This is a genomic window from Proteus genomosp. 6 (assembly GCF_040139785.1).
Taxonomy (GTDB): Bacteria; Pseudomonadota; Gammaproteobacteria; order Enterobacterales; family Enterobacteriaceae; genus Proteus.
The window spans coordinates 1-22,136 of sequence record NZ_JBEEVJ010000016.1 but is presented as its reverse complement, the minus strand read 5'-3'; the positions used below and the strand labels follow the sequence as shown (position 1 = coordinate 22,136).

Annotated in this window: 17 protein-coding genes and 1 tRNA gene; 5 read left to right on the top strand and 13 right to left on the bottom strand. The window is 39.7% G+C overall.

All coding sequences use genetic code 11. The features are described 5' to 3' along the window. Positions 1–10: 10 nt before the first annotated feature. From wecA to trxA, 3 genes are all read right to left on the bottom strand, one after another. Positions 11–1,099, bottom strand: coding sequence for a UDP-N-acetylglucosamine--undecaprenyl-phosphate N-acetylglucosaminephosphotransferase (wecA, locus tag ABN212_RS16825; protein ID WP_198632446.1), 1,089 nt, complete (start codon positions 1,097–1,099; stop codon positions 11–13). Between the two features lie 409 nt (positions 1,100–1,508). After that, positions 1,509–2,768 (bottom strand): transcription termination factor Rho, encoded by a 1,260-nt coding sequence (gene rho, locus ABN212_RS16820; protein ID WP_023583649.1) that lies wholly within the window; start codon positions 2,766–2,768, stop codon positions 1,509–1,511. Positions 2,769–3,335: 567 nt separating this feature from the next. Continuing rightward, entirely contained in the window at positions 3,336–3,662 is a 327-nt protein-coding gene (gene trxA / locus ABN212_RS16815; RefSeq protein WP_006535838.1) for a thioredoxin TrxA, read from the bottom strand. Between the two features lie 119 nt (positions 3,663–3,781). Here trxA and rhlB point away from each other — a divergent pair, with 119 nt between their 5' ends. Together rhlB and gppA are read left to right on the top strand one after the other, a co-directional pair. After that, positions 3,782–5,086 (top strand): ATP-dependent RNA helicase RhlB, encoded by a 1,305-nt coding sequence (gene rhlB / locus ABN212_RS16810; RefSeq protein ID WP_160229885.1) that lies wholly within the window; start codon positions 3,782–3,784, stop codon positions 5,084–5,086. Between the two features lie 3 nt (positions 5,087–5,089). Then, positions 5,090–6,598, top strand: coding sequence for a guanosine-5'-triphosphate,3'-diphosphate diphosphatase (gppA, locus tag ABN212_RS16805; RefSeq protein WP_349443459.1), 1,509 nt, complete (start codon positions 5,090–5,092; stop codon positions 6,596–6,598). A 77-nt stretch (positions 6,599–6,675) separates the two neighbouring features. Here gppA and rep read toward each other — a convergent pair whose 3' ends face one another. Continuing rightward, positions 6,676–8,700, bottom strand: a complete 2,025-nt coding sequence (gene rep / locus ABN212_RS16800) for a DNA helicase Rep (protein WP_196534380.1) — start codon at positions 8,698–8,700, stop codon at positions 6,676–6,678. A 614-nt stretch (positions 8,701–9,314) separates the two neighbouring features. Then, complete coding sequence (gene ilvC / locus ABN212_RS16795) at positions 9,315–10,790, bottom strand: ketol-acid reductoisomerase (protein WP_109372748.1); 1,476 nt, start codon at positions 10,788–10,790, stop codon at positions 9,315–9,317. Positions 10,791–10,960: 170 nt separating this feature from the next. Here ilvC and ilvY point away from each other — a divergent pair, with 170 nt between their 5' ends. Next, complete coding sequence (gene ilvY / locus ABN212_RS16790; protein WP_198626377.1) at positions 10,961–11,848, top strand: HTH-type transcriptional activator IlvY; 888 nt, start codon at positions 10,961–10,963, stop codon at positions 11,846–11,848. Here ilvY and ilvA read toward each other — a convergent pair. From ilvA to ilvL, 6 genes are all read right to left on the bottom strand, one after another. Beyond that, on the bottom strand, positions 11,834–13,408 hold the full coding sequence (gene ilvA, locus ABN212_RS16785) for a threonine ammonia-lyase, biosynthetic (RefSeq protein ID WP_198620256.1): 1,575 nt from the start codon (positions 13,406–13,408) through the stop codon (positions 11,834–11,836). The two genes, ilvY and ilvA, sit on opposite strands and share 15 nt — an antisense overlap. A 3-nt stretch (positions 13,409–13,411) precedes the next feature. After that, a complete protein-coding gene (gene ilvD, locus ABN212_RS16780) occupies positions 13,412–15,262 on the bottom strand; it encodes a dihydroxy-acid dehydratase (RefSeq protein WP_109372751.1) in 1,851 nt (616 codons plus the stop codon). Between the two features lie 72 nt (positions 15,263–15,334). Next, complete coding sequence (gene ilvE, locus ABN212_RS16775; protein WP_069369927.1) at positions 15,335–16,261, bottom strand: branched-chain-amino-acid transaminase; 927 nt, start codon at positions 16,259–16,261, stop codon at positions 15,335–15,337. A 10-nt stretch (positions 16,262–16,271) separates the two neighbouring features. Next, on the bottom strand, positions 16,272–16,547 hold the full coding sequence (ilvM, locus tag ABN212_RS16770; protein ID WP_023583660.1) for an acetolactate synthase 2 small subunit: 276 nt from the start codon (positions 16,545–16,547) through the stop codon (positions 16,272–16,274). Continuing rightward, the gene (ilvG, locus tag ABN212_RS16765; protein WP_198626379.1) at positions 16,544–18,193 is read right to left on the bottom strand and encodes an acetolactate synthase 2 catalytic subunit; all 1,650 of its coding nucleotides are present in this window, start codon (positions 18,191–18,193) and stop codon (positions 16,544–16,546) included. Before ilvG ends, ilvM begins: the two co-directional genes overlap by 4 nt. Positions 18,194–18,323: 130 nt before the next feature. Continuing rightward, positions 18,324–18,425, bottom strand: a complete 102-nt coding sequence (gene ilvL, locus ABN212_RS16760) for an ilv operon leader peptide (RefSeq protein ID WP_071788577.1) — start codon at positions 18,423–18,425, stop codon at positions 18,324–18,326. Between the two features lie 451 nt (positions 18,426–18,876). Here ilvL and ABN212_RS16755 point away from each other — a divergent pair, with 451 nt between their 5' ends. Beyond that, positions 18,877–20,409: a YifB family Mg chelatase-like AAA ATPase gene (locus ABN212_RS16755; RefSeq protein ID WP_198632445.1), complete on the top strand. Its 1,533-nt coding sequence runs from the start codon at positions 18,877–18,879 to the stop codon at positions 20,407–20,409. Between the two features lie 45 nt (positions 20,410–20,454). Here ABN212_RS16755 and ABN212_RS16750 read toward each other — a convergent pair whose 3' ends face one another. Next, the gene (locus ABN212_RS16750; RefSeq protein ID WP_036939631.1) at positions 20,455–20,793 is read right to left on the bottom strand and encodes a DUF413 domain-containing protein; all 339 of its coding nucleotides are present in this window, start codon (positions 20,791–20,793) and stop codon (positions 20,455–20,457) included. A gap of 115 nt (positions 20,794–20,908) precedes the next feature. Here ABN212_RS16750 and hdfR point away from each other — a divergent pair, with 115 nt between their 5' ends. After that, positions 20,909–21,730, top strand: coding sequence for an HTH-type transcriptional regulator HdfR (gene hdfR / locus ABN212_RS16745; RefSeq protein ID WP_198626380.1), 822 nt, complete (start codon positions 20,909–20,911; stop codon positions 21,728–21,730). 248 nt (positions 21,731–21,978) lie between these two features. On the opposite strand, the gene ABN212_RS16740 is transcribed toward hdfR, so the two are convergent. Beyond that, positions 21,979–22,054: transfer RNA gene (locus tag ABN212_RS16740), tRNA-Trp, on the bottom strand. Positions 22,055–22,136 lie beyond the last annotated feature (82 nt).

The window sequence follows — 22,136 nt, the reverse complement described above, 5'->3', positions numbered from 1 at the left end:
TCTGCTTATATTAATGCTGTTGTGTTGCTCTACGTAAGCGACGCTTATGTCGTTTAATAAAACGAGCGACTCGCCACGCGCGTTTAATACAATAACCATACATAACAAATGCAAGCAAGAATAATGCCAACATAAACCATTCAGGTACAAATGGTAGGTTTTGACCGATAATACCAATTGCGGCTAATAAAGCTGCCGCCAACGTAATTAAAATAAAGGCTTGGCGAGAGGTAAACCCTGCACGCATAATCAAGTGGTGGATATGTTGACGGTCTGGTGAGAAAGGGCTCATCCCTTTGCGTAAACGACGGTACATAATTGCCACCATATCCATAAGAGGGATAGCAATTATCCATAATGCGGTTACCGCTTTAACAGGGCGAGGTTGAGTTTGTGTTGATGCGACCAATAACCAAATAATGGTAAATCCAATCAGTGTGCTTCCCGCATCTCCCATAAAGACTTTGAATTTTTTACCGCATAACCCTAAGTTTAAAAGGATATAAGGTAGAATTGCCGCGATAAATGAGAAGCACCAGAATGCAAGAGCTGAATTGCCACTTTGATATAATAAAATACCAAGCGCGCCAAAAGAGACACAAGAAAGACCACCTAATAACCCATCAATACCATCAACCATATTAAAGGCATTGATTGCTGCCCAAACAGCGAAAAGTGTAACAATATAGCCGAAAGGCCCTAAATGCATTTCCCAAGGACCAAAAGCATGACCCAGAGTGTCAAGTTTTAACCCTGCACCCACCATCATTACGATCCCAACAAAAGCCTGAATTGTAGCTCTAATTTTGACACTAATATCAAAGCGATCATCTAAAGCACCGATAAAAACAAGAAGTCCCGCACAAGCCAGATACAGTTCCTTATGAGGAATATAGATATCTGCAATATAAAATGCGAAAACAATACCAAAATAGACTGATATTCCGCCAACTAAGGGGATCAATCCATGATGTTTTTTACGATAATTCGGTTTATCCACGAGTCCAATTTTCTTTGCAATTTTACGAGCCAAAAATAAAAAAGCGAAAGAAAATAAGAACACATAAAAAATGCTTGTGCTCATTTTTAGTATATCCACAGTACTTGTTCTCTATAATAAATATAGCTGGTTATTTTACGCTTCCATGTGTTTTTATTCTTTTTTCCAGCCTCACCACGACGAGTTCATTCAAAACCCACCACCCTTCATCAATTATAAGTTTTCCTTAACTATTTTTATTGATGCCATCGCTATTTTTATCAATTACCAAAACATGCAATATATATACCAACATCTCGCTAAAATATTGCAATCTAAAATTGAATTACATCCATAAAAAACAAAAAAACGCCACAACTATTGTGGCGTTTTCATCATATCGTCATTCTTACAAAGTAAATGAGCTTAACAGCATATAAATTGAGGTGATATTACTTATTCTGTAACAGAGCACACTATTTTAATATTTTATATCCTATTCTCAGCTCAATCACTTTGCTAATACCCTTTATGAACGTTTCATAAAGTCGAAGAATTCTTCATTTGTCTTAGTCATTGCTAACTTGTTAATGAGGAATTCCATTGCGTCAATTTCACCCATTGGATGAATAATTTTACGCAGGATCCACATTTTTTGTAGCTCATCTTGAGACGTCAGTAACTCTTCTTTACGTGTACCAGAACGATTGTAATCAATCGCAGGGAAAACACGTTTCTCAGCAATTTTACGAGACAGGTGTAATTCCATATTACCTGTACCCTTAAATTCTTCGTAGATAACTTCGTCCATCTTAGAACCCGTATCGACTAATGCTGTTGCAATGATAGTCAAGCTACCACCTTCTTCAACATTACGAGCCGCACCGAAGAAACGTTTAGGACGATGTAATGCGTTTGCATCCACACCACCTGTTAACACTTTACCTGATGAAGGAACAACTGTGTTATAAGCACGCGCTAAACGTGTGATGGAGTCTAACAGGATGATAACGTCTTTTTTATGCTCAACTAAACGCTTCGCTTTTTCAATCACCATTTCTGCAACTTGTACGTGGCGAGAAGCTGGCTCGTCAAAGGTTGAAGCAATAACTTCCCCTTTTACTAAGCGTTGCATTTCTGTCACTTCTTCTGGACGTTCATCAATCAGAAGTACCATTAATACGCAATCTGGGTAGTTATGAGCAATATTTGCTGCAATGTTTTGCAGCAACATGGTTTTACCCGCTTTTGGTGGAGCAACGATAAGACCACGTTGACCACGGCCAATTGGTGCCGCTAAGTCAAGAACACGCGCGGTTAAGTCTTCTGTTGAACCATTACCACGTTCCATGCGTAAACGATTATTAGCATGTAAAGGTGTTAAGTTTTCAAAGAGGATTTTACTGCGGGCATTTTCTGGCTTATCAAAGTTAACTTCATTAACTTTTAGGAGGGCAAAATAGCGTTCACCTTCTTTAGGAGGACGAATTTTCCCTGCGATGGTGTCACCAGTGCGAAGGTTAAAACGGCGAATTTGACTTGGAGAAACGTAGATATCATCGGGACCAGCAAGGTAGGAACTGTCTGCGGAACGTAGGAAGCCGAAGCCATCCTGCAATATTTCCAGCACACCGTCACCGAAAATATCTTCTCCACTTTTCGCGTGTTGCTTCAAGATAGAGAAAATAATGTCTTGCTTTCTCATTCGAGCCAGATTCTCTAGCCCCATATTTTCGCCAAGTGCTATCAGTTCTGATACCGGCGTATTTTTTAATTCGGTAAGATTCATAATGGTGGGTTCTTAATAACTCGGGGTAACTCTCGAACTATGAACGTGAATAGTATAACAGCGAATCGCTGTCAGTTTCGTCATGTGTAAAATTACAGATTATAACTTTCTAACATAAGGGTATAACTAAAATGATAATGTTAGAGAGTGTTAATACTATTAGACCAGTCTGCTTTATCCCAGAAAAGTGACATTCATTTTCGCGATGTATGAGTGTACTTTCAACTTATGGGTTAGGAACATACTTTGGAAAAATTTATATTCCCTGAATACTATAGATTATTCTAAGGCAACTTGACTGGTTAGATGAATTCAGATTACTTATATTAAATATCATATTAGATTAAATATCATATCATGTTATTCAATTCTATTACTTTGCACGCTTGATATTCAATATCTCAGACTTATTTAATCGTGTCTAATCATATTGACAAGTAGATCCGATATATTATGTAAGTAAGTGGCGCTAACTTATCATGCTTCGAAGCGGACGTCTAGCTGTCAATAACAGAAATACTGACAAGGTCTAAACGTCCTACTTTTATTTTTGATATCTAAATCAAATTAGATATTTTCGTCTAAAAACTCTTTCAGTTGAGTTTTTGACAATGCGCCTACTTTAGTCGCAGCAACTGCACCGTTTTTGAATAAAATCAGTGTAGGAATACCGCGAATACCGTATTTTGGTGCTGTCAGCGGGTTTTGATCGATGTTTAGCTTAGCAACTGTTAATTTACCAGCGTATTCTGTTGCAACTTCATCTAGAATAGGAGCAATCATTTTACATGGGCCACACCATTCAGCCCAGAAATCAACGAGCACAGGGCCGGTTGCATTTAATACATCAGCATCGAATTTGCTGTCAGATAAGTGAAGGATTTTATCGCTCATTGTTCTACTCCAAAGAATAATATTGACCGTACCAGTGTAACATTAAATAACAAAAGTCTGTCTGCATTTCAGCGGATAAACTTTTGTAATGCAACCCATAACTGATATTCTATTACATTATGAGCAAAACATATTTGACAGAAAAGAAGTTTTCCGACTTCGCCTTGCATCCAAAAGTGATAGAAGCCCTTGAGAAAAAAGGGTTCTCTAATTGTACACAAATTCAGGCATTGACGTTACCTATCACTGTGAAAGGTCAAGACATTGCCGGGCAAGCCCAAACAGGAACAGGCAAAACGTTGGCGTTTTTAACCTCAACGTTTCATTATCTTTTAACACACCCTGCTAAAGAAGGGCATGAAACCAATCAACCTCGTGCACTTATTATGGCGCCAACACGCGAATTAGCCGTGCAGATTTATTCTGATGCTAAAGAGCTTGCGCAAAATACAGGGATAAAAATGGGTCTCGCCTATGGTGGCGATGGCTATGACGAACAACTCAAAGTATTAAGTAATGGTGTCGATATTGTTATTGGCACAACAGGTCGTTTAATTGATTACGTTAAACAAGGCCATATTAACCTTAGCGCAATCCAAGTTGTGGTACTTGATGAAGCTGACAGAATGTACGATCTCGGCTTTATTAAAGATATTCGTTGGATTTTCCGTCGTATGCCAGTTGCAGCTGAGCGTATGAATATGCTGTTTTCTGCAACGCTTTCTTACCGCGTCAGAGAACTGGCTTTTGAGCAGATGAATAACCCTGAATATGTTGAAGTTGAACCTGAACAAAAAACAGGTTTTAGCATAAAAGAAGAACTCTTTTATCCTTCAAATGAAGAGAAAATGCGTCTTCTTCAAACATTAATTGAAGAAGAATGGCCAGATCGCTGTATCATTTTCGCCAATACAAAACATCGTTGTGATGACATTTGGGCGCACCTTGCCGCAGATGGACACCGCGTTGGTTTATTAACAGGTGATGTTCCTCAGAAAAAACGTCTACGCATTTTAGAAGATTTTACCCAAGGTAATATTGATATTCTGGTTGCCACTGACGTTGCTGCTAGAGGTCTTCATATTCCATCAGTAACGCATGTTTTTAACTATGATTTACCTGATGATTGTGAAGATTATGTTCACCGTATTGGTAGAACAGGGCGTGCTGGAAATAGTGGTAACTCAATCAGTCTTGCATGTGAAGAATATGCACTGAATTTACCTGCAATTGAGACTTATATTCAACATGCTATTCCTGTGAGTAAATATAATAGTGATGCGTTATTAGCTGATCTTCCAGAGCCTAAACGCCGTCACCGTCCTCGCCAAGGTCAGCCTCGTCGCAATAATGCGCCGGTGCGAAATAATAGAGGAAATAATACTCAACGTAACAACCGAAATAAACGCCCGAGTCATCCATAAATTATGCTGAAATCCTCATCACTTTATGCTGCTATTGATTTAGGTTCTAACAGTTTTCATATGTTAGTCGTTCGAGAAATCGCGGGCTCTATACAAGTTCTTTCCCGCGTGAAACGTAAAGTTCGACTCGCTGCTGGCCTAAACAGTGAAAATGAATTGTCAGAGCAGGCAATGGAACGCGGTTGGCAATGTTTACGACTTTTTTCTGAATATCTACGTGATATTCCGACTGAACAAATCAGAGTCGTAGCAACAGCCACATTACGTATTGCTAAAAATGCAGATATTTTTGTCGCAAAAGCGTCTGAAATATTGGGCAATACTGTTCATGTTATTAGTGGTGAGGAAGAAGCACGCCTTATCTATCGTGGCGTTGCACATACCACTGGTGGTGCAGAGCAACGTTTAGTTGTCGATATTGGTGGTGGCAGCACAGAGCTGGTTACAGGTACTGGTGCTAAAACGACACAATTAATGAGCTTAAGTATGGGCTGTGTAACTTGGTTAGAGCGCTATTTTACTGATCGCTCTTTAACTCAAGAAAATTTTGCTAAAGCGCAAGACGCAGCCAAAGCGATACTCGCCCCAGTGGCGGATAAATTAATTAAGCAAGGCTGGCAAGTGTGTGTGGGCGCCTCTGGTACTGTACAGGCGTTGCAAGAGATCATGATTGCTCAAGGTATGGATGAATTAATCACCTTACCTAAGCTTGAGCGGCTCAAACACAAAGCCATTGAATGTGGAAAACTGGAAGAATTGGAAATTGAAGGGCTTACTTTTGAACGAGCCTTAGTGTTTCCGAGTGGGCTTGCTATCTTAATCGCCATATTTGAAACACTGCATATCGACAATATGATCTTAGCAGGTGGTGCATTACGAGAAGGCTTAGTCTATGGAATGTTGCATCTTCCTATTGAGCAAGATATTCGCCAACGTACTCTTCGTAATGTCCAGCGTCGGTTTCAGATTGATATTGAGCAAGCACACCGAGTTCAACAACTTGCAGAACACTTTTTTATCCAAGTCAGCAAGAGTTGGCAGTTAGATAATCGTTGCCGCGAGTTGCTTAATAGCGCTAGTGCATTACATGAAATTGGCCTAAGTGTTGATTTCCGCCAAGCACCTTCACATGCAAGCTATCTGATCTCTCATCTTGATTTACCAGGATATACACCGGCGCAACGACGTTTATTAGCTTCTTTGCTAAAAAACCAAACAGGGATCATCGATCTTGCACCTCTTAATCATCAAAATGCCCTACCGATAACTCAAGCCAATCGACTGGTGCGTTTACTGCGATTAGCCATCATTTTTGCTAGCCGTCGCCGTGATGATACGCTTCCTGCATTACGATTACGCACTGAAGATGAGAAGCTCATTATTACACTGCCATATCAATGGCTTAATGAGCATCCGTTACGTGCTGAAAATCTCCAAGAAGAGATCCAACTTCAGAGTTATGTCCATTGGTCTTTAATGATTGAAGAACAAAATAGCTCTCGTATAAGTTAACTTTTTTATTTATACAAAAATAAAACCCCTTGGACATCAATATGCCAAGGGGTTAGTTTTATCGACAACTCTCTATGCTATTCAGGTTTATGCCTTGCCAACATAGCTCTTAATCCTGCAACACCTTTTTGCCCTTTCTCTTGTTTTTCCTCAGCACTTAACACTTTCTTTTTATTGGTATCCCAATTCAAATCATCTTGAGGTAATTCATAAAGAAAACGGCTCGGTTCAGGTTTGATTAATTCACCGTATTGGCGCCTTTCCTTACATAACGTAAACGTGAGTGTTTTTTGTGCTCGAGTAATGCCCACATAAGCAAGACGTCTTTCTTCGTCTACATTATCTTCATCAATACTGCTTTGGTGTGGCAATATGCCCTCTTCCATTCCCACTAAAAACACATGAGGGAACTCAAGACCTTTAGAGGCATGTAATGTCATTAACTGAACTTGATCTAACTCTTCTTCTGTTTCTCCTCGCTCCATCATATCGCGCAAGGTAAAACGATTAACGACTTGAGAAAGCGTCATCGGTTCATGCAATTCATCACCTTCAAGCATTTCACTCATCCATAAAAATAGCTGATTAATATTTTTCATCCTCATTTCAGCCGCTTTTGCGCTACTTGAGGTTTCATATAACCAGCTTTCATAATCCATTTCATGCAATAAATCACGTACAGCTAACAGTGGTTCTCGCTCTGATTTTTGTACTATACGCGACATCCATTGCGAAAATGCTTGTAATGAATTCAAACCTCGACCTGTTAATGTTTGGCTTAGCCCCAAATCAAAACAGGCATTGTATAAGCTTTTATCTCGAACTTTTGCCCACTCACCTAATTTTTGAATTGTCATAGGGCCGATTTCACGACGAGGCTTATTCACAATACGTAAAAATGCCGCATCATCATCAGGATTAGTAATGACTCGTAAATAGGCAAGGATATCTTTTATCTCTTCTCGTGAAAAAAAGGAGGTTTCACCCGAAATACGATAAGGAATGCGATTTTGCATCAAGTATTTTTCAAAAATACGCGACTGGTGATTACCACGATAAAGTATCGCGTAATCCTTATAATTGGTTTTATTAATAAAGTGATGCGCAATTAATTCGCCCGCGACACGCTCTGCTTCGTGCTCTTCATTATTTGCCGTTAAAACACGAAGTTCATCACCATAACCTAACTCTGAAAATAAGCGTTTTTCAAAAACATGGGGATTATTTTCAATCAAGATATTGGCAGATTTTAAAATACGCCCCGAAGATCGATAATTTTGCTCAAGTTTAATGACATTAAGTTGAGGGAAATCTTTTTGTAACAACACTAAATTTTGAGGGCGAGCACCACGCCATGAATAAATAGATTGGTCATCATCGCCCACAACGGTAAAACGCGCTCTTTCACCCACCAACCATTTCACTAATTCATATTGGCTGGTATTGGTGTCTTGATATTCATCCACCAGCAAATAACGGATACGTCTTTGCCAGCGCTCTCTCACTTCTTCATTCGTGCGCAATAACATAGTTGGTCGACTAATTAAGTCATCAAAATCGAGCACATTACAACTACGCAGATGTTGTTCATAACGTCGAAAACATTCGGCAAAAGTATGATCTTGTTGCGATCTCGCTATTCCTATTGCTTGCTCTGGCGTGAGCATGTCATTTTTCCAGTTAGAGATTTGGCTCTTTAACTGAGACAGCAAATCTTTATCTTCTTCTAATAAATCAGCCGTTAATTCTTTAAGTAATGCAGATTGGTCTTGATCATCAAACAATGAAAATTTAGCTTTAATACCTAGTGCTTTATATTCACGTTTAATAATTTCTAATCCCAAGGTATGGAACGTTGAGATCATTAATCCTTTCGCTTCTTGGCGACCTAAGGTTTGAGCAACACGCTCTTTCATTTCACGCGCGGCTTTATTAGTAAACGTAACCGCCGCAATCTGCTTTGCTGGGTATTGGCATTGACGAATAAGATGTGCAATTTTATTGGTAATAACCCGTGTTTTACCCGATCCCGCACCTGCCAAGACCAAACAAGGGCCTGACACATATTCCACTGCTTTTTGCTGACCGGGATTTAATCGCATACTTTTTCCAAACTTCATTAACCAAGAACATAACGGGGGATAATTGTAGCAGAAAGTGCATAGAAAGATGGTTCGGTTTTAGGATTTGGAGATCATTTTCGATAAGAAAATTAAATTTATATAGTTTAAACTTTGTATACTATTTCAACGAAATAGGAATATATTGCAGACATAAATCAATTTGAACATAACAAGATGAACAGAAAACAAAAAAATATTAATAAATACATAAAGAAGAATAAGTTTGAACCTAATCCAAAGACATTAATCACTTTTATAAAAACAGATAAAAATATTGATATTTTTCATATTGATGGCGCTAATAATTTATTCAAAAACTTAGATATTTAGACCAAAAAACAAAAAACCGTATTTCATTAAGAAACACGGTTTTCAACAAATTGAATCTTACGCTTATTTTTCTAAGCTATTTGCGAGAGAAGAAGGCGGCAAAGGAGGTTATCCCAAGGAGCATACATGAGTATGTGACTTGGGTAACCGAGTGTAGCCAACGCACTTATCGCGTAAAGGGCGACAAAAAATTAGTATGTGACTAGGATAACCGAGCATAGCCAACGCACTTATCGCGTAAAGAGCGACGAAAAATCGGAAAATTAGTTGCCTACAGCAATTTTCTTCATATCCGTCATATACCCACGCAGGGTTTTACCTACGGCTTCAATTGGGTGCTGACGAATTGCTTCATTGATATCACGCAATTGCGCATTATCTGTTCCATTATCTTGAACTTTCTTCGCTAAATCGCCACTTTGCAATGTTGTCATAAATTCTTTCAACATCGGCACAACCGCAAATGAGAACAAATAGTTGCCATATTCTGCCGTATCAGAGATAACCACATTCATTTCATACAAACGCTTACGAGCGATGGTATTCGCGATTAATGGTAACTCATGCAGTGATTCATAATAAGCTGACTCTGCAAAGATCCCTGCTTCAATCATGGTATCAAACGCTAATTCAACACCAGCTTTAACCATTGCAACCATTAATACACCGTGATCAAAGTACTCTTGCTCACTGATTTTACCCTCATATTCAGGGTAATTTTCAAATGCGCTTGCTCCAGTCTCTTCACGCCATGTCAGCAAGTTTTTATCATCATTTGCCCAATCTGCCATCATAGTTTCAGAGAATTTACCTGAAATGATATCATCCATATGTTTCGCAAACAGTGGAGCCATGATCTCTTTCAGTTGCTCTGATAATGCATATGCACGCATTTTCGCAGGGTTAGATAATCTGTCCATCATTAAGGTGATACCACCTTGTTTCAGTGCTTCTGTAATGGTTTCCCAACCAAACTGAATCAACTTACCTGCATAGCCTGGTTCAACACCATCGGCAACCATTTTGTCATAACATAACAATGAGCCTGCTTGTAACATACCGCACAGAATGGTTTGCTCACCCATTAAGTCAGATTTGACTTCAGCAACAAAAGAAGATTCTAAAACACCAGCGCGATGACCACCTGTTGCCGCTGCCCATGCTTTAGCAATAGCCATTCCTTCGCCTTTCGCATCATTTTCAGGGTGAACAGCAATCAGTGTTGGAACACCAAAACCACGCTTATATTCTTCGCGAACTTCTGTACCTGGGCATTTTGGTGCAACCATCACAACAGTGATGTCATCACGAATTTTTTCGCCAACTTCAACGATATTAAAACCATGAGAATAGCCTAATGCTGCACCTGATTTCATCAGTGGTTGAACAGCTTGAACAACAGCAGAGTGCTGTTTGTCTGGCGTTAAGTTAACCACTAAATCTGCCTGAGGGATCAACGCTTCATAGGTGCCAACTTCAAAGCCGTTTTCAGTCGCGCGACGCCATGATGCACGTTTCTCATCAATCGCTTCTTGGCGTAAGGCATACGCAATATTCAAACCTGAATCACGCATATTTAAACCTTGGTTAAGACCTTGAGCGCCACAACCAACGATAACGACTTTTTTGCCTTTCAGATAATTTGCTTCATCAGCAAATTCTTCGCGTGACATAAAGCGACATTTACCTAATTGCGACAACTGCTGACGCAGATTCAATGTATTAAAATAATTTGCCATAGAAGACTCCAAAATCGTTGTGTATGTGTTTGCTGTTATTATCCTCACTCTCAGTGAGGTGTTGCATGACTTTACTATATGGGATGAAAGCCATTGCTTAAATTGATATATTTACAAGATAGTGTTGCAAAAAATGCAACGTACTTTTTTATCACAATGGGTGGCTGACAATGGATATTCGTGATCTCAAACTCTTCCTGCATTTAGCTGAAAGTTGCCACTTCACCAAGACAGCGCAGGCAATGCACGTCAGCCCTTCAACGCTCTCTCGTCAAATTCAACGCCTTGAAGAAAGCTTAGGTCATCCTCTGTTTTTACGTGATAACAGACAAGTGACTCTCACCGATGCTGGCGAGCAGTTAAAACGCTATGCTCAACAAACCTTATTGCAATATAAGCAACTTAAGCACACGTTAAATCAAAATAGCCCAAGCCTTTCTGGCGAATTACGCCTATTTTGTTCTGTAACAGCGGCTTACAGCCATTTACCCTCTATTCTTGATCGCTTTCGTGCTGAACACCCATTAGTTGAAATAAAACTCACCACAGGAGATGCAGCTGATGCAGTCGATAAAGTGCAATCTGATGAGGCCGATTTAGGTATTGCAGGAAAACCTGAAAAGCTTCCTGAAAATATCTGTTTTGAAAAAATAGGCGAAATTCCATTAGTACTGATTGCGCCCGCTCTGCCTTGTAATGTTCGTCATCTTGCAACACAAGAGAAACCCGATTGGCTCAATATTCCATTTATCATTCCTGAACATGGCCCATCGCGACAACGAATTGCATTATGGTTTAAGCGCCACCGTATCCATAATCCCTTAATTTATGCGACTGTTTCAGGGCATGAAGCGATTGTCTCAATGGTTGCGTTAGGTTGTGGTATCGCGCTTATTCCACAGGTCGTCGTTGATAATTGTCCAGAGCCTGTGCGTAATCGCATCTCTTCATTGGATAATATTTCAATGGTAGAACCTTTCGAATTAGGCGTTTGCGGATTACACAAACGCCTTCAAGAGCCTGTGATCAGTGCTTTTTGGCGATTACTCCACGACTAAGCTTGTCGTTTGTGGTGACAGAAATAGCTGAAAAGAAGGATTTCCTGTCTCATCATGATATTCATAGCCTAATGCATCTAAATGTCGCTCGAAACGCCCTTCTGTTTCGGGCAATTCAAATGCCACCAGCACTCGACCATAATCAGTACCATGACTGCGATAATGGAATAGTGTGATATTCCAATAAGTGCCTAACGTTTTTAAAAACTTCATTAAAGCACCCGGTGATTCTGGAAACTCGAAACTAAATAGACGCTCTTTAAGCGGCTTATTAGGACGACCACCGACCATATAACGCACATGCAGTTTTGCCATTTCATCGTCAGAAAGATCAGCGACTTGATAACCTGCAGTCGTAAGCTCCCGCAAAATTTCTTTACGCTCTGTAAGTCCTTGACTTAAACGTACGCCCACGAAAATACGTGCATTTTCAGGATCAGCATCGCTATAACGATAATTAAATTCAGTGACCACACGTTGACCTAGGATTTGGCAAAAACGTAAAAAACTGCCTTTTTGCTCAGGAATAGTCACAGCGAATAGCGCTTCACGTTTTTCGCCTAGTTCACAGCGTTCAGAAACATAACGTAAGCCATGAAAATTCACATTTGCACCAGAAAGTATATGCGCTAGACGCTCACCTTTGATCTGGTGCTCTTCTACGTATTTTTTAAGCCCAGCTAATGCCAATGCGCCCGAAGGCTCAGCAATCGCACGCACATCTTCAAATAAATCTTTTACAGCAGCGCAAATTTCATCACTATCAACAGTAATCACATCATCGACATACTTCTGGCATAAACGAAAAGTTTCATCACCAATACGCTTAACGGCAACACCTTCTGCAAATAAGCCTACGCGAGCTAATTCAACAGGGTGTCCTGCCTTTAATGCTGCTTTTAAACATGCTGCATCTTCTGCTTCAACGCCTATAATTTTAATTTCTGGCATAAGCTGTTTGATTAATACAGCCACTCCAGCAATTAAACCTCCACCACCTACAGGTACGAAAATACGATCAAGATGAACATCTTGTTGCAATAATTCCATTGCTAATGTTGCCTGCCCTGCAATCACAGCGGGGTGATCAAAAGGCGGAACAAAGGTGTATCCCATCTCTTCAGATAGTGCGATAGCTTTCGCTTTTGCTTCATCAAAGTTGGCACCATAAAGCAATGCTTCTCCACCAAATTGGCGAACCGCATCGACTTTGATATCCGCTGTTGCCACTGGCATCACGATTAATGCCTTTACACCCATTCGATTCGCTGACAACGCAACGCCTTGAGCGTGGTTACCCGCCGAAGCAGTTACAACGCCTTTCGCTTTTTGCTCAGGAGTCAACCCTGCAATCATGGTGTAAGCACCACGTAATTTAAAACTATGAACAGGTTGTCTATCTTCACGCTTAACTAAAATCGTATTTTCTAAGCGTTCAGAGATTTTTGTCATCTCTTGAAGTGGCGTGACAATTGCCGCTTCATAAACAGGTGCGCTCAGCGCCGCTTTTAAATATTCAGCGCTACTTGGTGCTGAATTTAAAGGTCTAAAGGCAGCCATTTCTTAGCCCCCTAATTTAGATTTATCGCGCACAGCACCTTTATCAGCACTGGTTGCTAAAGAGGCGTAAGCACGTAAGGCAAAAGAGACTTGGCGCTGTCTGTCTTGTGGTGTCCACGCTTTATCACCACGAGCATTTTGTGCATCACGACGTGCAGATAACGTTTTATCATCTACCTTTAATGAGATCTCACGAGTTGGAATATTGATAGAGACAATATCACCTTCTTCCACTAAACCAATTACACCACCACTTGCTGCTTCAGGTGAAACATGCCCGATAGATAAGCCAGATGTTCCCCCAGAGAAACGTCCGTCAGTGATAAGTGCGCAAGCTTTACCTAATCCCATGGATTTTAAATATGAGGTTGGATACAGCATCTCTTGCATACCTGGCCCACCTTTAGGACCTTCATAGCGAATAATGACCACATCGCCTGCCACTACTTTTCCACCTAAGATGGCCTCAACAGCATCATCTTGGCTTTCATATACTTTTGCAGGACCGCTAAAAATCAAGTTATCTTCATCAACGCCCGCAGTTTTAACAATACAGCCATCTTCTGCTAAGTTACCTGATAACACGGCCAATCCACCATCTTGGCTATAAGCATGTTCTTTACTGCGGATACACCCGTTTTCACGATCGGTATCTAAGGTTGGCCAACGGCAATTTTGAGAGAATGCCTTCGTGGTACGAATACCCGCAGGACCTGCTTGGAACATCGATTTTACTTGCTCATCTTGCGTTAACATCACGTCATATTGCGCTAACGTTTCTGGCAAGCTTAGCCCTAAGATATTATCCACATTACGGTTAAGTAATCCGGCTCTGTCTAATTCACCTAAAATACCCATAACTCCCCCTGCACGGTGAACATCTTCCATATGATATTTTTGTGTACTTGGTGCCACTTTACATAAATGAGGGACTTGGCGAGAAAGTCTGTCGATATCTTCCATGGTGAAGTCAACTTCACCTTCTTGTGCAGCAGCTAATAAATGCAGAACCGTATTTGTCGAGCCACCCATTGCAATATCTAAGATCATCGCATTTTCAAAGGCTTCTTTTTTAGCGATATTGCGCGGTAATGCGGACTCATCATCTTTTTCATAATAACGCTTGGTTAATTCAACAATTCGCTTACCTGCGTTGATAAACAGCGTTTCACGATCTGCGTGTGTTGCTAATAATGAGCCATTTCCGGGTTGAGATAATCCCAGAGCTTCGGTTAAACAGTTCATGGAGTTTGCGGTAAACATACCTGAACACGATCCGCAAGTCGGACAAGCAGATCGTTCAATTTGCTCACTATCCGCATCGCTAACATTGGGATTTGCTCCTTGGATCATGGCATCAACCAGATCCAATTTGATCAGTTGATCTGAAAGCTTCGTTTTACCTGCTTCCATAGGACCACCCGAAACAAAAATAACAGGAATATTTAAGCGTAAAGACGCCATTAACATTCCTGGGGTGATCTTGTCGCAGTTTGAGATACACACCATCGCATCAGCACAGTGCGCATTAACCATATATTCAACAGAGTCTGCGATAAGTTCACGCGATGGCAAAGAATAAAGCATGCCACCGTGCCCCATTGCGATACCGTCATCAACCGCAATAGTATTAAATTCTTTAGCGACACCACCAGCGGCTTCAATTTGCTCAGCAACCAGTTTTCCTAAATCCCGCAGATGCACATGACCCGGTACAAATTGCGTAAATGAGTTCACAACAGCGATAATGGGTTTACCAAAATCAGCATCAGTCATTCCCGTTGCGCGCCATAAGGCACGGGCTCCCGCCATATTACGACCGTGTGTCGTTGTCGCTGAACGGTATTTAGGCATTTTTCACACTCCTGCGATAAAGAAAGCGAGTAGGGAACGAGCTACCCGCTAAACAAATTTATTTGATTATGTTTATGAATTGATTGGATCTAACCAGCCGTATTTATCTTCTGTCTCACCTGTGAACAGACCAAAGAACGCCTTTTGAATTGCTTTGGTCACAGGGCCACAACGTCCAATACCGACTTGAATACCATCAACACTACGTACTGGGGTTATCTCTGCGGCTGTACCTGACATAAAGACTTCATCTGCAAGATAAAGTGATTCACGAGAAAGGACTTGTTCACGCACTTCATAACCGAGATCTTTTGCTAATTTGATAATGGCATCACGCGTGATCCCCGGCAGTGCTGATGAAGTAAATGGAGGTGTAAAAATAACACCGTCTTTTACTTCAAATAGGTTTTCACCTGCACCTTCTGATAAATAGCCATGCACATCTAATGCAATCCCTTCTTGATAACCATGACGGCGAGCTTCGCTTCCCACTAATAGTGAAGATAAATAGTTACCACCCGCTTTTGCTGCTGTTGGAATAGTATTTGGTGCAGCACGATGCCAAGAAGAAACCATTGCATCAATACCTTTATCTAACGCTTCTTCACCGAGGTAAGCTCCCCATGGAAATGCAGCAATGATCACATCTGTTTTATAACCAGCTGGCGGATTAACACCCATACCGACATCACCAATAAAAACTAATGGGCGAATATAAGCACTGACTAATTTATTTTTACGTAAGGTCTCACGACAGGCTTCCATTAACTCATCAACACTTTGCTCAACAGGCATACGATAAATTTTTGCTGAATCATGTAAACGTTGCATGTGTTCACGATGGCGAAAGACCACAGGGCCTTTATGAGAATCATAACAACGCACACCTTCAAACACAGAGGTTCCATAATGTAATGCATGAGACATAACATGAACCTTTGCCTCAGCCCAAGGAACCATTTCACCGTTAAACCAAATATAATCAGCTTGCTTTGTCATTCTTTTATCCTTACATGGCACTTAGTGCATTCATGAATCGTAATTTTTCTTTCTGTTGATGTGATACTTGAATACCTGCAACATCAGCTAATTTTGTTAACTGGCTGCACAGAAGTTCTAATGGCCGCTGACTACTCACCGTCAGGCTTAAATTGATATTATTACTTTCAGTGATATTCATATTCATTGAGCATATATGAAAACCACGATGACGAATAACTCTCAGGATACGTTCTAAGATCTCTGGACAAAAACGGGCTTCAATTGTGATATTGTGTTGGTTCATTTTGATTTCTCCATCATCTCATCATTACTTGCGCCCGGCGGGACTAAAGGCCAGACATTTTCTGCGTCATCGATAGATACCTGTAATAAGTAAGGACCATCGCTCTCTAATAAACATTTTATTGCATCAGCAACCTGTGCTTTTTCTGTGATGCGTTGCCCAGGGATATCAAAAGCTTTTGCCAAGGCAACAAAGTCTGGATTATCTGTTAAAATCGTTTCGCTATAACGTTGTTCAAAAAACAACTCTTGCCATTGACGAACCATACCAAGACGTTGGTTATCTAATAGCACCAATTTGATAGGTAATTGCTTACGCTTAATTGTGCCCAATTCCTGTACATTCATCATAAAAGAGCCATCACCAGACACACAGATAACACATGCATCAGGTCTAGCAATTTGAGCGCCCACTGCTGCTGGGATACCAAATCCCATGGTGCCTAAACCACTTGAGGTGATAAAGTTTTCAGGTGCATCAAATGTCATATGTTGTGCCGACCACATTTGATGTTGGCCTACATCTGTTGTCACAATCGTATTTTCAGGTTTCGCATCTGATAATTGTTTTAATAATAATGGGGCATAAATTGCGGAGCCTGGATGATCGTAACGCCACGCGTGTTCGGCTTTTAATTCTTGTATTTCTTGTTGCCAAGCAGCGATAGATAATGGCTGAGACAAAGCAGGTAACAACACTTTCGCATCACCTAATAACGCCACATGCGCTTGTTTCAATTTATTTAATTCTGCATGGTCGATATCGATATGGATAACCTTGGCATTAGGTGCAAAAGTATTTAATCGCCCAGTAACGCGATCATCAAAACGAGCACCAACAGCGATTAATAAATCACTACGCTGAACAGCATAATTTGCCGCTTTAGTGCCATGCATACCTAACATGCCTAAATAGTTAGCATCTAATGCATCGGCACAGCCTAACCCTTTTAAAGTGGAAACAACGGGCATTTCTGTTTGCTTCACAAATGCTCTTAACGTTTCCACTGCATTGCTCATGGCAACACCACCACCTACATACAAAATCGGTTTTTGTGCCTTCGCTAACATCTGCTTAGCTTGATTTAACTCTTGTGTTGGATAAGAAAATTCTTGCTCTTCTGGTAATTCATAGCTTGATAAATGAGAAGCATCCGCCAATTGAACATCTTTAGGAATATCAATTAAAACAGGGCCAGGGCGACCTTGAGATGCGATAGAGAATGCCTCTGATAACACTCTTGGTAATTCATCAACCGTCGAAACTAAAAAACTATGTTTCGTACACGCCAATGAAAGACCTAAAACGTCAATTTCTTGGAATGCATCAGTACCAATTAAATTGGAAGCAACTTGCCCAGTGATAGCAACAACAGGCACAGAATCTAACAATGCATCAGCAAGTCCAGTGATGACATTAGTAGCGCCTGGGCCTGATGTCGCGATACAAATACCTGTCGTACCCGTAGAGCGAGCAAAACCAATAGCAGCAATTGCAGCACCTTGTTCATGGCGACATAAAACATGTTCAACACCACCATCATAAAGGGCATCGTAAACAGGCATGATAGCACCGCCAGGATAACCAAAGACTGTTTCGACTTGATGTTTTCGTAATGCCTGTACTAACCACTGTGCTCCATTCATTCTTTCACCCTGCCATCTTAACTTCTTGTTTAATTTGAATTTATTTTCTATTTAATCTTTTTTTCAAACTCAGGCTCAAAAAAAACCCCCGCGCCTTTCGGTGCGGGGGTTTTTAAGAGATCCGGCTAGTTTAGTTAGCCTTTCTTCGTCCTAGTGCAGCCCCGCACGGTGGGTTAATAATCACCACCACGCTGACAATAATTAGGCTAATCACTAGGACGATAGTATTCATAGTTTTATAACTTCTTTTCTTATTTAAAATGTATGTTTGTAATGTTGTGTTGTGTTTTCTTTCACTCTGTCCTTTTAGAGTTATCATGATATTTTAGAATTGACAATGTTTATTTTAAAAATAATTATAACATAATGAATTTTATATGTTTTTTTATAGCACAAACACCAATTAGAATATTCATCTATAAAATATTTATTTTTCAGTTATTAATACCAAGAAAGAACGCGTTATTTTGTTTTTTCTGCTATTGCATTTTATTATTCCAAGTTAAAAAACAATGATAATTTTCATTATATTTATATTAATTTATTAAATTAATTATTTAAAAAATTAATCATTATATTTCAATGTGTTATATTATTTTCGAGATATCTCGCATTTATTTAACTCTTCATTTAACACAAAAGAAAAAATAATTTAAAAAGAAAAAAATAATGGAGAATAAAAAATGGCATTAGCAATAATATATACGCGTGCCTCTTTAGGAATATCAGCTCCGCTTATTACTATCGAGGCTCATATTAGTCAGGGATTACCTGGATTAACATTAGTTGGATTACCTGAAACTGTCGTAAAAGAAGCAAAAGATAGAGTAAGGAGTGCATTAATTAATAGCGGATATACTTATCCTGCAAAAAGAATAACGATTAATCTTTCACCTGCCGATTTACCCAAAGAAGGTGCGCGTTATGATTTACCTATTGCACTAGCAATACTCATTGCATCAGAACAATTAATATCAGATAAATTAGAGTGTTATGAGTTTATTGGAGAACTTGCACTTTCTGGAAAATTACAACGAGTTAATGCGGTTATTCCATCAATTCTTAGTGCATCAAAAGATCATCGAATATGTATTGTATCAATAGAACATCAAACTGAAGTTTCATTATTACCCAATAAATCGGCTTTATTAGCCTCTCATCTTTTAGAGATTTGTCATCATCTAGAAAATAATACGCCATTAATTGAAACAGAAAGTTTTATTATTAATGATGAAATTGAAAATCAAAATAATAAAGATATGAGCGATATAATTGGTCAAAATAATGCAAAAAGGGCAGCAGAAATCACAGCCGCAGGAAATCACAACATTTTATTTCTTGGGCCACCAGGAACAGGCAAAACAATGTTAGCGCAAAGAATAAGTACGCTTCTTCCGCCTTTAACTGCTAAAGAAGCACTTGATGTATTAATCATTAGTAGCTTAAGAGGAGTGACATTTGATGAAAGAAAGTGGCCTACAAGACCATTTAGAGCTCCACATCATACTTCCTCTGCTGTTGCTTTAACGGGAGGAGGCTCTCTTCCTAAACCTGGAGAAATTACATTAGCACATCACGGTATTTTATTTTTAGATGAATTACCAGAATTCGAGCGCCGAGTACTCGATGCATTACGTGAACCTCTAGATGCTAGGGAAATTACTATTTCACGCGCAAAAGCCAAAATAAGCTACCCTGCCAATGTATTATTGGTCGGTGCATTAAATCCAAGCCCAACAGGACATTATCAAGGTAATCACAACCGAGTACCAATAAAGCAAATCCTACGCTATTTAAGCAAGGTTTCTGGACCTTTTTTAGATAGGTTTGATTTATCTGTCGAAATGCCACTTCTTCCCCAAGGCGCGCTTATTCATCCTACATTTACTACAGAAAATAGTACGACAATTAGAGAACGTGTTCTAAAGGCAAGAGAAAGACAATTTGCACGATGTGGAAAAGTGAATACTTATTTAACTGGAAAAGAGATTGAATGCTATTGCTCATTGAATACCAGTGATGCAACTTTTCTTGAAGATACGCTTAATAAATTAGGATTATCGATACGAGCTTGGCATAAAATTTTAAGAGTATCGAGGACTATTGCAGATCTTGCAAATGAAGAGAAAATACAGAGAAATCATTTAATTGAAGCATTAAGCTTTCGTGCAATGGATAGATTAATGATCTATTTACAAAAACAACTAGATGGGTAATAAAAAGGAGCGAAAAAACGCTCCTTTTGACTAAAACTAATGATATTAATCATCAGAGTCGGTATAGTCATCAGATGGATCGAGCTGCGGCTTTCCACCCGATAATGTATGAAAACGTTTTGGACGACTTATACGACTCGTATATTTCTTCCAAATTTTTTCTTCAACCGTTGCTGCTTCTCGTTCGCCACGACACATGGCAACAAATAATTTTTCCGCTTCAGTTGTAGGCTCTCGTTTACCTAAATCAAGCTCGTTAAAGGCTTGACCATGACGTTCCAATATCTGGGATTCCTTGATAGTGAAATCGCCATGACGAGAAAAACCACGCGGATAATGTTTATTGTCAAAAAAACGATTAGTCGTGATAAAACTTTCTGCCATCTGACACACTCCTAATTCTCTATCATCATACTTATGGCGCGGAGTATTAGATAGTCATGCGGTTCTGTAAAACAAAATATTTAAATCGTAACGACAAATTTTTTTGGAGATATATGTGGATACCGAATTACTGAAAACCTTTTTGGAAGTCAGTAAGACTAGACACTTTGGGCGAGCCGCTGAATCTCTTTATTTAACTCAGTCTGCGGTTAGTTTTAGAATACGACAACTGGAAACACAATTAGGCACAAATCTATTTACTCGCCATCGTAATAATATTCGTCTAACTGTCGCAGGTGAAAGGCTGATCCCTTATGCTGAATCGTTAATGAATACATGGCTTCTCGCTAAAAAAGAGATTAGCCATGCTTCTCAACATTCAGAGCTATCAATTGGCGCCACAGCATCACTCTGGGAAGCATATCTGACATCTTGGTTGCAGGAATCTTATCTAGAAAGAGAAGAGCTCAGAATCGAATCTAGAGTCTCTACAAGGCAATCTCTTGTAAAACAACTTCATGCAAGAGAGCTCGATCTTCTTTTTACGACTGAAGCACCAAAGATGGATGAATTAGAAAGTAAAATTATTGGTGATATTACTTTTCAGTTGATGAAAATCGCATCAAATAAAACCGAAGAGATAGCACAATTTATCAAAATTGAATGGAGTGCTGATTTTCAGTCTTTTCTTTCTAATGGTGCAGTGCAAAAAATTGATCCTATTTTAACCACTAACTCCGCAATGATTGCTTATCAGTTAATGAAAACAACACAAGCAGTTGCATTTTTACCTACGCATTGGCTAGATCTCTATTCAGATCTAGCCCCTGCCTCAACAGAAATTATTCAAAAACCTTTATTTGCGGTTTGGCTAAATACGAGTGATCAACAAGTATTGATACAACAGCTATTAAAACAGCCAATAAATCATCAATAAAGCTTAAATCCACGCTATAGTTATTCATGATATTAACGAATCACTCTTGGGTTTAAGCTTCATCTCTAGAATTTTTATTACATATAACAGGGAATATTACTAATAGATATTGGTAAAAGAAGCTCATTGGCAGGTTAGTCGGTGGGAATTTAGTGCAGTAAGTATTGAGAATATATAGATAACAAAAAGCCCAGTTAATTAACTGGGCTACAAAGAAGTATAAATTTTGTTATTACTTAATTGGTAACTGGCAGGGGCGGAGAGGCTCGAACTCCCAACACCCGGTTTTGGAGACCGGTGCTCTACCAATTGAACTACGCCCCTAAATAGTTGGCGGAACGGACGGGACTCGAACCCGCGACCCCCTGCGTGACAGGCAGGTATTCTAACCAACTGAACTACCGCT